Raw genomic sequence first — 13592 nt, forward strand, 5'->3', positions numbered from 1 at the left:
AGGAAATCTAATATTTATGCTGGCGGGTGATTACCTTATGGTCTTTTTTGCAGTATGAGCATATTCCCTTCTTTTGTGACCCGGATATTCAGGGCTTTAGACAATAAGGTATCCATCATAGCAATACTGGGAGCGTTTATCTCAGCAGTAATACGATAGGAAGCCAGTTCCTGATCCTTGAAAACGACCTTACATCCGAAATAATCTTCTATGATCAGCGCGGCTTCTTTTAAAGTGGTATTGGCAAAAATGAAACGTTGCTGTCTCCAGGCAGTATGCAGCAGGGTGTCTACAGGCTGCAGCAACAATTCCTTTTGCGTTCCTCCATATTCCAGCATCTGGCCTGGCTGCAGTTTCCTGGCGGCTTGGCGGTTATCCTTAAACTGCACCGTAACGCTGCCATGGTTCAGTACCACGCGGGTTAGCTCGTGACGGGCATATACATTGAAGGCAGTGCCAGTTACCCAAACATCCAGGTCAGCGCTATGCACTACGAAAGGGCGTAATACACCATTCTCATCTGTAACGTGTGCTACGGCGAAAAAAGCTTCTCCTTCTATCCACAGCTCTCTTTTACTTTGGGTACCGAAGTTGCCCGCATATTTTAGCTGTGAATTGGCATTGAGCACTACTTCAGAATGATCAGGCAATGACACACGGGTAACTTCTCCACTGCCGGTATGCTGATATATGAAGGGCGTTTTTCTCCATTGCCAGAAACCCAGGGCCAGCAATAATAATATACTGGCGGCGGCCAGCATTTTTTTATAGTACTGATTGATACCACGGATGTTATCTTTCCGGGTATGGGTGTCTATGTTTTCCCAGATGCGCCTGGTACGGCTTTCATCAGGGATATGCGTTTTAAACCGCATGCGGTTAAGCAGCTCAAATGCGTCCTGTATGGCCTCCTTTTTTTCCGGATGCTGTTCCTGCAGCCGTTGCCAGAACATGGCTGTTTCCGGATGATTATACTTCACCCATTCCTGGAAGTATTCATCAGCAAGGAAATCATCCGCCTCATACGCTAAATAACTCTCCACCGTTTGATGTTGCTTCATACACGTTTAATTCAGGAAAAACAAGCGAAAGAAAAGATAAGTGATCACGGTGATAAGTGTTTCGCGCAGACAACTTAACGCCCTGAAAACATTTTTATAACAAGCCTTGACGGTAGTGCCCATAATCTGTGCGATCTCTTCATAAGATGCATTTTCATAGAACCGTAGATAAATGGCTTCTTTCTGACGAACAGGAAGCTTTTGCAGGGCAGTTTCCAAACGCTTATCCCTGGCTATTTGCAGCTCTGCATTGATATGATTTGTTTCTGCAGAATATTCTATATCCAGGAAGATATATTGTGATGCATACCTTGACGTTTTTTCTGCCCTGGAAAGCTTTCTGAAAAGCAGGTTGCGGAATGCCTTGAATAAATAATTCCTGACAGAAGCTGGCAGTGAAAGTCTTTTTCTGGTATCCCACAAACGGATAAAGAGATCCTGTATCGTATCTTCAATAACATCTTCATCCTGAGTAAACTTTAAACCGTAGTTATAGAGGCTTCCCATGAATGTATTGAAGAAATATGCCAATGCCTCCTTATCGCCCGTCTGTAAAGCAAGCCAACGCCCCTGATCTTCGCTGAGCTCATTGTTCTCCATTCATTTAAAATAATTCTTTTCTAATATATAATCAAAATAATTTATTTAGAAATTATAGGAAAAAGACAGACTTGCACCGCTGTATGCCGGCACCATTCTGCAAATACCGCCCACACACAATAACCCCGCACGTTGTCTGCCATAACTCAGTGACACACGCGCTGCTTTATAATTACAGGCACCACCTACACTGAAATAATGAATCTTCTTTGATTGGTAGTTCGACATATCACTTACAAAGAATGACCAGCCCGGAACATAGCTATACTCCAGCAATGCAGCAGCCCAGTTTTTTTCATCATCTGTTGTCCACAGATGTTGTAATTCCACGCGCAACGCATTTTTCCTGTTTAAGTTCAGCAACACATCCGCAATGGCAATATTGGCATTTACCATTCCATATCCGGGCCCTTGTATATAGCCCTGGTTGCAGTTCAGATTGATGTAGGAAAAAATTGTTTTCATCAGCGGCGACCATCTTCTTTCCATGCTGAAATTCAGATCACGGTATAATTCCGTAGGCCCAAACCGCCAGAACGCAGATTCAAACCCTTCTTTGGATTTTAACCGGACAGTATCCAGATTACGATACAGAGAAGCCGTCAGCGAAAGTTTGGTACCATAATGGCCACCTAATGCACTTCCTCTTTTCAGATGATAATAGATATCTGCCTTCCCTCCTATCTCTCCCATTGACTGTGCTCCATAGGGATACAGATTAGGCAAAGCATAGGTATAGAGTTTTGTTAATGCAGGCAGATAATTCACCAAAGCAATGTTATCCTTCTGTGTTCTGTCTGTCCTGAAGTCCATACTTTCCACCCGGCGGAAAGCAATATCCATACTCAGATCCTTATTGGTGGTGATGGTCTGGTTGATATACAATACAGATCCTTTTCTAAAGATATTTTTATTGAGATCTGTTGGATCAGCGCTTTTACTTACATATTCCACATTCAGATCGTAATGCGGATGTGTGAGTCCAAGCCTGGCTGAATACGCATTTACTCCCGGAGGAAAAGTTTCATCGGGGCCGGTATATTTCTGATAACGGTTCACCACACTACCTCCTATTGTCAGGCCCCAGCTATGTTTTACTTTCAGCAGGTCCAGCGGATCCAGCTCCAGATCTGCTCCTCTGAAGATGCCTTCCCCGTTTTCCATCAGCACCCGCTGTGAGCCATAGGATACTTTGAGGCGGATACTTTTCAGCGGAGTAAAACGTACATTGACGCCGTCCATTATATTATCGATGCCCAGCTGCCGCTCTTCATAAGAACGGAAGATCAGTCCATTACCATATTGCTCATAAAAATTACCGGCGGTAATATCTATTTTATCTGTTCTGTATCCGGCAAACCGATGCGTAAGCTTCGAACCTTTCAAGCCTTCCGGATATCCCATTAACACCGGCAGATAAGCTTCCAGCTGTATACCGGCATAAAAATTTTTAAGTGTGTAATTAAGGGTAAAGTAACTATTGGTTGCAATTTTATCACGGGGAGCCTGTGCCTGCGTTGCTTTATCATCTACATAATACTGATTGTTTGATTCCAGTCCCCCGCTGAGTTTCCCGGGTATTTCCTGTGCTGATAAACCTTTGCTGATTCCTGTTATCGTGATGACAATAAATATCAGTTTCTTCATAATCCTGCTATTTTTTTCACTGCTTCCAATAAATGATATTCATCTCCCGGATTATACCCGGCATGCCTTTCCACCACCGTCCCGTCGCCATTGAGTATAACCGTATAGGGTACATTGGCGATACCCAGCGCCCGGTACAGATCTTTGTTATAATCATTATATACTTCGTACTGCCATCCCCGTGAGGCAACCAGTGACTTTATGCCGCTACTTGTCCTGGCATCATCAATGGAAATAGCGATCAGTTTTACACCGGATGTTTTTTTCCAGTTATCATAATCATCCGCGATTGTTTCCAGTTCGGATATACAGGGTTTGCACCAGGTGGCCCAGAAGCTGATGATCATCGGTTTGCCGTTGTTGGAGAAGGAACCGACCTGTACCAGCTTTCCTTCCAGATCTTTCACAGACACATTGGGCAGTTTTTGCTGACTTTTATTATCCTGCGCCATGGCAGCTGACAACCAAAAGAGTGACAGTACTACCATCATTATATAGATCGATACCGTTTTTTTTCCCATGTTGTTTGTTTTAATTCAAATACTCCGGCAACCATAGTATCGTCACTGACGATGGTTACCGGAGCATTCCGGATATAAGGTGAGAATACAGATACAAGTATGTTGTTAATCGAATTTCTGGGACTGTCCGGCTACTACTACCTGTGTGTTGTAGGTGTCAACCAGCTTGCCTTCATCATCCTGTCCATATACCAGCGCAATGAGCTGGCAATTGGCCGTTTTGTATTTGCTGATATCAACGCTGTAATCCTTTGAATAAATAGCGCCTTTAGCCTTATAAGCAGCGGGTATTTCATCGCCCTTTGCATCTGTCAGCACTTTCCTTATCACATGGTTATACGTGTACCCGGTGATGTAATGTGGCAGTAGTGTCAGGGGGCCAAGATCCGGATCATTTTTATAATCATTGATCACCTGAGGATCGGAATAATAGTTGGCCTGGCGCGGGCCTGTCAGTCCACTTTCCAGGATATACACCACGATCTTTGCTTTCGCAATGTTCAGGGCCTGGCCCATACCTACTTTTACGGTGATATCAAGTGTATTTCCCTTGACAGCGCTGTTGATAGCTATACCCAATACCGCTTTCTTTTTCATGAACGTATTGACCAGGGAATCTGCCTGGACGAAATTGATATTGTTACTGTTATCATACCAGTCAAGATCAGCGACCCTTTCCAGTTTGCTGGTAGGATAGCCTTGTACGTTCAGTTTTTGTTCAATAGCTGATCTTATATCCTTTCCAACATCAAAGGTGTCAGAAGCATGAAGGGCTGTTACAATCAGATTCGGATATTTTTTGTGCAGCTTCTCCAGCAGGATGGGCATACGCGGACACCAGCCACACCAGGTGCCTGTAAATTCTTCTACTACAACTTTTTTGGTATACGTTTCAGGGGCGCCGGTTTCAATACCGGGTTTGGTAGTGTCTCCGCCTCCGCCAGGACCGTTGGCATTATCCTTTTTGGAGCAGGAGGTGATGAACATGATACCTAATATCAGCGAAATAGCTGATAAGGCTTGGATGGATTTTGATTGCATAGAGTACTTTTTTGGTTTAAATACCTGGGTTTTAACTGGATTCGTTTTTAATAGTGATCTATCGGGCAAACAGTCTCCTCCTGCATGCCAATACGGCTGCAGTAGGGTAATCTTCCGGGTCGTTATTAATAAGTATATACAGCCGCTAGCTGTTTTTACCCACCGGAATAATTTTTTTTTTGAAGATTTTTTTGGGGAGAGATGGGTGCGAATGTAATATCCTTGTTGGGAAAGGATTTCAGCCTGAAAATAAAACTGGCCAAATAGTGTTAAAACTATTTGACCAGTAACCTTTACTACCAATTATCTTATCTGTCAGTATTATTTAGGTAAACTGATAGCTGTTAATTTTATGGTATCGTTCAGAGCGGCTTCCTGTATCAGCCCGATGCCTGGAGCATAATAGGAAACCCAGGTGGAGATACCTTGAGAAGCATCACTTCTCGATCTGCGCTCTACTTCTACCCGCAATACGTTCTGGAATACTTTGTTACCTACTCTGACCGTTTCCTTTCTGCCGGTAATTTTTCTGGAGATAGTAGTCGTAACACCATTTTCCACTTTCTCTTCGGTCCAGCTATCTACTTTATCATCTATCCATTTCCAGATCCGTGAAGTGTTTTTGGGCACGCTGGTGGCGTTTTCAAACTGAAGGTAGGTACCCTGTTTAAACTGATAGTAAAGCAGAGAATCCTTTCCACTGGAATTATCCTGTAGAATAACATATCTGGCCGTATCTGTTACGATATCACGAACACGTTGTATAGTGAAATCGGTCGTTTTATAAGGGTACCAGATCTCTTTTATCTGATAGGATAATTTCATACCTGTTGTATAAGGGAAATAACTGCTATCACCTTTGATAGTGAGCGCGATAGTATCTCCGGCAATACTACCATAGGGGGTATTAGCATTTCCACTTCCCGGATTATTTCCAGGACCATTACCAGACCCATTACCAGGAACAACGGATGTCGGATTGGAACTATCAGATTTGGAGCACGCTACAATACCGAGGGCAATGAGGCCAATAACGGGGATTACCTTCTTGAACATAGAACACTTAGTTTGTGTTTATTAACCATTACATTTAAATATTAAATGTAGTATTAATCTAATAAGGGAGATATAATTTTTGGAACAAGAAAAGAAAGGAGCCTATGCAGTCTTCACTTTTGACGGTTGAATTCCGTATACCCGGCTCCGTTAGGAATAACAATGCCGGCTTTCTTGGAAATGTCGTATCCGGTGGTCAACTTTGTATAAAACTAAGACCGATGATCTTACAATTGCTTCGGAATGCCACACAATGGTTGACAATTAATAATAAACAGATCCTTATTGATCCTATGCTTGCGCCCCGGGGGGCATATCCTGCTGTTGCAGGAACCGGTAATGAAATACGAAATCCTACAGTAGATCTTCCTATTGACGCAGAAGCCCTGGATACATTATTATCGCAGGTGGATGCGGTGCTGCTGACACACCTTCACAGAGACCATTGGGACCTGGTGGCGCAGGAACGGCTTCCAAAAGACATGCTTATCTTGTGCCAGCCCGCCGACGCCGACAAATTAAAGGAAACCGGTTTTACGAATATAACAGTGATAGAAGAGTCCCTGAACTGGGAAGGCATTTCAATATCCCGTACCGGCGGACAACATGGTACCGGTGAGATCGGTATCCGAATGGGTATTGTATCCGGTTATGTACTGGAGCATGGAGGACATCGTCTTTATATAGCCGGTGATACAATATGGTGTGATGAGGTGAAGCTGGCACTGGACCGTTACCAGCCACACGTGATTGTGGTCAACGGAGGAGCCGCACGATTTGAGACAGGCGATCCTATTGTCATGGATATAAAAGACATCCTGGAAGTATGCAGATATGCGCCGGATGCAAGGGTATACGTTGTACACCTGGAAGCCGTTAATCATAGCAGAGAAGATAGGAATGAGGTGAGAGCTGCCCTCCGTAATGCAGGACTGGAGGGGCAATGCTTCGTACCTGATAACGGAGAATTTTTTCTTCGATAAATAGTAATTGGAGGGCTTGTTTGTTCAATAATTCCAGCGCCAAAGTATTCTACGAAATAAAATCACCCAAAATGAAATACTTAATTCCATTCTTACTGATAGCAATCCTGAGTTATCAGGCAACTTCTGCACAAACGAAAGACTATCACGAAAAGTATATCGTTCAGGACAGCATTTCATTAACACTCCCCAGCGGCGGCAATGTGTGCGCGCTGGTGATCAGAAAAGATACCAATATACAGCAGCCATGTCTGCTGATATATAATATTTATGCCGACACCTCCGCCAGGAAATACGAATCCCGCAAAAGCCTTGCCGGCAAAGGATATGTTGTTATTGAAGTTAACGCACGTGGTAAATACTGCAGCACCGATGCCCTGGAACCCTTTGAGCATGAAGCCGAAGACGGGTATTATATTATTGACTGGATTAGCAAACAACCCTGGTGCAATGGGAAAGTGGGCATGCTCTCCGGAAGTTACCTCGGCTTTACACAATGGGCTACTGCCAAACATTTGCACCCTGCATTAAAAACCATTGTACCGGCAGTCGCTGTTGCTCCGGGTGTTGACTTTCCGTTTCAAAATGGTGTTCCTCTAAGTTATATGCTGCGCTGGCTGCATTTAGTGAGCGATCATAAACTTACTAATTATGGCGTTTTCACAGACTCTGCCAGATGGAACAATGTTTTTTTAAAATGGTATCAAAGTGGCGCAAAATTCTCTTCACTCGATAGTATAGAAGGCGCAAAGCATCCTCTGTTTCAACGTTGGCTGCAGCATCCGGACTATGATGAATACTGGAAAAAAATGACGCCACAAGGAAAGGATTTTGCCAATATCAATATTCCTGTCCTGAGTATTACCGGTTACTGGGATGACGATCAGCTAGGCGCCATGTACTACTATAAACAACATTTGCTGCATAATAAAAATGCTAACCATTATCTGGTAATAGGCCCTTACGACCATGGCCACGCTCAGAGTGGCGGCATAGATACATTGGCCGGATTACCTATTGACAGCGCTGCAATTTTGGGCGGCAACCTCGTTTATAAATGGTTTGATTATATTCTAAAAGACAGTAGCAAGCCCGCTCTGCTCAGTAATAAAGTGAACTTTGAAATTTTGGGAAAGAATGAATGGAAGCATGTGGCATCACTCAATGAAATGTACAATGATTCGCTGGAATTATTTCTGAGCAATGGAAATTTGCAAAAAACAAAACCGGCCCACACACAATTTATACAACAAACCATCAATTTCAAAAACAGAGCATCTATTAAACAATCCGGTGATGACATCATAAATTTCCCCACCCTGGTTCTTGATAGTCTTTCTCTGCTTCCTGAACAATTGATATTTGCCAGCGAGCCTGTTGAAACACCTTTTGCCATCAGCGGAAGTTATGAAGCCAACCTGAATTTCAGCATCAATAAAAAAGATGTGGATATCCGAATAGAACTATACGAGCAACTACCCAATGGAAAATATGTGGCATTTAGCTCAACGGTACAAAGAGCCAGCTACGCAAAAAGCAGGAGCCAAAGGCAATTGCTACAACCTGATAAAAAAGAAACCCTGAAAATTAACAACACATATGCTATAAGCAAACAACTCAGCAAAGGCAGCAGGATTGTTGCCGTAATCGGGGTCAACAAAACCCCCTACTGGCAAATTAATTACGGCACCGGAAAAAACGTAAGTGAGGAAGATATGAGTGACGCCAAAGATCCTTTGAAAATAAAATGGTATGATGACAGCTATCTCAAATTCCATATTTTAAAATAGCCCCTCAACAACTTGCCGCCGCTCTCTTCGTTGACAGCGGCGGCAAGCTATTATTCATTTATACGTTTTTAAAATTGTAACGGAGGCCCCACCCCAATCTCTCGGACAAAAGGTCAGGCAATGCTCAGCTTTGGGCGGATAAGGTTTGCAAAATGTTTGTTGGGAGCTATCGAATTGAAAATATACAATTCTATGCGTCCGGACATAACCCTTCAATTGCTGACCCGGTGAAAATTCAAAAAGTACCATTTAAGTTCTTTGGGGTGGAAGGAGTTGATAGCGTGGCTGGTAATGATATCAGCATATTGAAGGTACGACAATTGGCTGATAAATGCATAAGTGTCCATATCATGCCCTATTCCTGTCTGGCTGGACCTTCCATGCCCTCTGCGGTCGAAAGCAATGACTCTGAAACCCTGGTTCAGGAAAAAAATCATCTGAGCATCCCAGTCATCGCTTGACAATGGCCAGCCATGATGGAAAACCAATGGTTGACCTGTTCCCCAGTCTTTGTAATAAATTTCGGTGCCGTCTTTTACTGTAATCCTGTTCATTTTTTTGAGTTTAATTGATGTTGAATAATAATTCAGAACACAGTTTTGCTGAAGGGATGGGAATCAATCAAGCTAACATATGACGTACTCACAGGCCCTTCAACACGTTCTCATTTATTGAACAAAACTCGGCCTTTAGCTATCTGTCGCCAATAATCTACATTAAGATTTAAGGTAAGTAGTCAGGCGTACGCTATAGCTGGATAAGTTATTTTTAACCCGTTGATACACTGTCCTGTCGCTCTATTAAAGGCAAATAGTATTGCATCATAACACTTAACATTGAGTTAACACTACAGTATTACATTGGGCTTCATGTATGGTATAAACACATACTGGATAATTAAATAACTTATGCCTATTCTTTTTTTTCCGCTGTAGCTTGTTGACTTAAACCCCTGTTTATAATAAATATAAATTGGTTCACACAGTCTGACGTGAATGATGGTCTGTAAGTTATACCCTTAAAAGATATTCTGTTATTAAACAATACCTATGAAATATTGTATCCTCAGTGCATTGATAGCAGTGTACTGTTGCGTTTTGCCTGCCGGTCTGCAGGCCCAGTCTACAAAAGAGCCGGGCAGCGGCGAGTACATACCACAACCGGTAGCTCCATCCCCTACCGCTGCTTCGCTTGGGAAGTTCGGCGAAATACCAGTGAGCCTATACACAGGTGTACCTGATATATCCATACCCATATGGACCGTAAAAGAAGGAGATATCAACCTGAATATTTCTGCGGCTTACCATAGCGGAGGAGTTAAGGTAGAAGAAGACGCAAGCTGGATAGGACTGGGCTGGGCTTTGAATGCTGGTGGCGTTATCACAAGATCAGTAAGAGGAAAACCGGACGATGAAGCCTATCTGATAGCAGCCTATCCGAAAATACCAGATCTGTTGCTAAATCCGGATAAAATAGGTGTTACTCCATGTGAAGCCTGGGAGGGTACAAAGTTTGCACGTCTGGTAGGCAGAGGCCTGTATGACGGCGAGCCAGACTCCTACTATTTTAATTTTAATGGTTTGTCCGGCCAGTTTGTTTTTGATCAGAATGGCATACCATATACCATACCTTATCAGAAGCTGAAAATCGAAAGGCTCTCCAAAGTGGATTGGGTGATTACAACAACTGATGGTACCAGGTATAAATTTGGTGGCGACGACTGTAGTGAGTATACACAAGCCTATTCTGTTGTTTATCCCTATTACGACTGGGGTATATCAGAGAAAAACAAAGACCTTGTCATGTCACATTATTCTTCCTGGTATTTAAAGGAAATAGAGTCGCCTAATGGACGGAAAGTATCCTTTGAGTATAGTGATGAAAATTATCAGGTTAATTCAGGCATCTCACAATTCGTGTATTACGAGTTACAGATGGCGCCAATAGTGAAAACACCGGATAATTCAAGTACCCTGAGTGATATAAAAGGTAAGCGACTGAAAAGGATTATTTATTCAGATGGTAGTGTTTCATTTATTACAGATAAAGACAGAGAAGATGTAATGAATGGGCAACCAGCGGCCAGGGTGCTAGGCAGAATCGAAATTGCAGATGCTGCCGGTAATCCGGTGAAATCGTTTGTATTCAATACCGATTATTTTAAAACAGCCGGCGCTCCGGAAACATACTTAACCAAACGGTTACGGCTAAACTCCATAGTAGAAACCGCTGCAAATGGAATCGACAAGGCAGCTCCTTATGAATTCACCTATGATGCCGCCTTTACACTTCCTGCAAAAAACTCCAGTAGTCAGGACCATTGGGGATTTTTTAACGGAAAAAGAAATAAAGATCAGTTTGATCACCCCATACTTGTTCCATCTATCGTTAAAGGATATACTAATGAAACATTTATTGGATACTTCGACAGGTCTTGCAGAAGCTGCCCTGTTGTTGAGTGTAAAGAGTATCCTGCCGGATGTGTGCAGTTCAATACCGGTCTGAAAAACTTCGAGTTCAATGGGGCTGACAGAAGTGCGGATTTTGGCTACGCCAAAACCGGTATACTGACTGCTATCAAATATCCGACCGGCGGCAATACTGTTTTTGAGTATGAACCACATGACTATGAATTACCCAACAAGGTGTATAAAGTCGTCACTATTTCGAATAATGTGCTGGCTGCTTGTCATGATCCCAATAACCCGCCTACTATAGATGGTAATACTTGTTACGTTAAGAAAAGTTTTACCCCGAAACAGTCTATACCTGCGGACCTGCAGCCGCAGAATACCCTTGTGCCTTTTGATCTTTCGCTTGCTGTCAGACTGGATGGAAATGATAACAAATGTTGTAAATGCGGAGCGCCTTATGCATATTTTAAAGATGTTACCACCGGGAAGTTATTGATTGAAGTATATGGGTTTTCGGGACTGAGCCAGGATCCGATAATTGATGAAGCCATTAAGAATGGTGGAGCTACCTTCCGGCAGGGAACCAATGTATGGTATTTCAATAATGTGAGGTTAGAAGCCGGACATACTTATGAAGTATATGCCAGAACGATAGACTGCCCGCCGGAACGTTGTGGCGAAGTTCCGGGTTGCCCTCCCAATCAGTCTCCCCGTATGGAATCATATATTAATGCTTCTTTCAGTTACAGAACAAACGAAGTAGAAGCTTATAATGGTACGAGCAGCGGTCTTCGCATCAAACGTATCACCAGTAATACAGGCCCTAATGATACCAAACCGGTTATAAAACAGTTTGTTTACCGGATGTCTGAATCGAAAAATCTTGTTTCGAGCGGAGTACTGATTGACGTTCCTATTTATTATGATTTTTACACCAAAAAAGGATGGGTACCATTGGGTCAAACAGATGTAAGGTTAAATGTGTTTGCCATGGAAACATTTGATATAAAAACCAAATTGATTTCACTTACCTCCGGTTCAAAATTTGCGTTGGGGCAAAGTCATGGCAGCTTTATCAGTTATCGGGAAGTACAGGAAATATCCTGCCTGGATAATAACTGTACAGGAATTCCGCAGGGCAGGAAAGTTACCACCTTTACATCTGCAGCAGACTATCCCGACCCGAATGCCGGGGTATTCGGGTATGTATGGTTCCCTCAAACCTATCCGGATAATAGTTGCCCTGATAAGTTTGGAGATCCCAGGTACCTATACGACTGGAGGTTTATTACCAGAACCGCAATAGATCGGTTTGAAAACTATTTTCCATATCCGCAAAAGAATAGTATGGACTGGAAACGTGGACTGGTACAACAGGAATTAACTTATGACAACCAGAATAACTTAGTTATGAAAGTGGAGTATAAGTATAATGATGTTGCAGACAACAATAACCGCAAGGTTATTTCCGGTCTGAAGATATCCAGATTCCCACTGGAAGATGAATTCTGGAAAGAATTCAGACCCGTTGGTTATCCTCCTGATGTACTTTATGTGAAAGGATCGCATCTGTTATATGGCAGATACGATATAATAGCTGCCTGGAATTATCTGGCCGAGAAAAAGGTAACAGAATATCATGAAGGATTTGAGCCTATCGTAAACTCCACAAAATATTTTTACGACAATCCCGTACATGCCCAAACTACCAGGATCGAACAACGAAACTCCAAAAATGAGAATATTTCCGTAACGATGAAATATCCGCTGGATTATACTATCAGCGGTGCTGCAACCACCCCTGCGTCAAAGGGTATCAGCCTGTTGCAGGAAAAATTCATCGTAACTCCTGTAGTAGAGAAGATAACACGTCTGTCTAATGAAGATGGAAGCAATAGCAGAGTAACCAAAGGAACTTATGTGCTGTTTAAACCAGATCAGCCTTTGCCGGATATTGTTCATGAGCTTAACATTGCTTCAGGACTTACCGACTTTAAGGCCGCATCCATTACAGCTACAGCAGCTACCATTGATGACAGATACAACCCAATACACTCATTTTACAAATACAATGCAGGAAACGTTCTTGAATATGGAAAAGTCAACGATGTAAAAACAGTGTACTTGTGGGGATATAAAAATCAGCAGCCTGTCGCGAAAATTATCGGCGCCGATTATAATACAGTTAAACAATATGTATCGCAGGCGATATTGGACAATCCTCCCAATGATCAAAGACTCAGAGATGAATTGAATAATATCCGTACTGCCTTACCGGATGCATTGGTAACCACATATACCTATCATCCTTTGTTTGGCATGACAAGTGAAACCGGCCCCAACAAACAGACTGTATATTATGAATACGATGGCCTTGGCAGATTAAAGCTGATTAAAGATCAGAATGGCAAGATCGTTAAACAGTTTGAATACCAATACCAGCGGCCAGTAACAGAATAACGTCATACCCTGTACCATT

10 protein-coding genes are annotated in these 13592 nt (G+C 42.7%); 3 read left to right on the forward strand and 7 right to left on the reverse strand.

Translation table 11 applies throughout. From position 1 onward, the window contains the following. Positions 1-35: 35 nt before the first annotated feature. The 6 genes from DF182_RS31880 to DF182_RS31905 form a co-directional block, all read right to left on the reverse strand. Positions 36-1061 (reverse strand): FecR family protein, encoded by a 1026-nt coding sequence (locus tag DF182_RS31880; protein ID WP_113619954.1) that lies wholly within the window; start codon positions 1059-1061, stop codon positions 36-38. 6 nt (positions 1062-1067) lie between these two features. Further along, on the reverse strand, positions 1068-1661 hold the full coding sequence (locus DF182_RS31885; RefSeq protein WP_113619955.1) for an RNA polymerase sigma factor: 594 nt from the start codon (positions 1659-1661) through the stop codon (positions 1068-1070). Positions 1662-1706: 45 nt separating this feature from the next. Then, positions 1707-3308, reverse strand: coding sequence for a DUF6029 family protein (locus tag DF182_RS31890; protein WP_113619956.1), 1602 nt, complete (start codon positions 3306-3308; stop codon positions 1707-1709). Further along, on the reverse strand, positions 3305-3829 hold the full coding sequence (locus DF182_RS31895) for a TlpA family protein disulfide reductase (protein WP_113619957.1): 525 nt from the start codon (positions 3827-3829) through the stop codon (positions 3305-3307). Before DF182_RS31895 ends, DF182_RS31890 begins: the two co-directional genes overlap by 4 nt. 105 nt (positions 3830-3934) lie before the next feature. Next, entirely contained in the window at positions 3935-4870 is a 936-nt protein-coding gene (locus tag DF182_RS31900) for an Omp28-related outer membrane protein (protein ID WP_113619958.1), read from the reverse strand. Between the two features lie 321 nt (positions 4871-5191). Continuing rightward, complete coding sequence (locus DF182_RS31905) at positions 5192-5926, reverse strand: hypothetical protein (protein WP_113619959.1); 735 nt, start codon at positions 5924-5926, stop codon at positions 5192-5194. 221 nt (positions 5927-6147) lie between these two features. Here DF182_RS31905 and DF182_RS31910 point away from each other — a divergent pair, with 221 nt between their 5' ends. Both DF182_RS31910 and DF182_RS31915 read left to right on the forward strand, forming a co-directional pair. Next, positions 6148-6909, forward strand: a complete 762-nt coding sequence (locus DF182_RS31910) for an MBL fold metallo-hydrolase (RefSeq protein WP_113619960.1) — start codon at positions 6148-6150, stop codon at positions 6907-6909. Positions 6910-6980: 71 nt separating this feature from the next. After that, complete coding sequence (locus tag DF182_RS31915; protein WP_147243615.1) at positions 6981-8699, forward strand: CocE/NonD family hydrolase; 1719 nt, start codon at positions 6981-6983, stop codon at positions 8697-8699. A gap of 212 nt (positions 8700-8911) precedes the next feature. Here the strand turns inward: DF182_RS31915 and DF182_RS32950 are convergent, their stop codons facing one another. Beyond that, positions 8912-9253, reverse strand: a complete 342-nt coding sequence (locus DF182_RS32950; RefSeq protein ID WP_211327335.1) for an alpha/beta fold hydrolase — start codon at positions 9251-9253, stop codon at positions 8912-8914. Between the two features lie 495 nt (positions 9254-9748). Between DF182_RS32950 and DF182_RS31925 the strand changes: the two genes are divergently transcribed. Beyond that, positions 9749-13573 carry a hypothetical protein gene (locus DF182_RS31925; protein WP_113619962.1) on the forward strand — a complete coding sequence of 1275 codons (3825 nt, stop codon included), beginning with the start codon at positions 9749-9751 and terminating at the stop codon, positions 13571-13573. The last annotated feature ends 19 nt before the right edge of the window (positions 13574-13592 follow it).

This window comes from Chitinophaga flava, from assembly GCF_003308995.1.
Classification (GTDB): Bacteria; Bacteroidota; Bacteroidia; order Chitinophagales; family Chitinophagaceae; genus Chitinophaga; species Chitinophaga flava.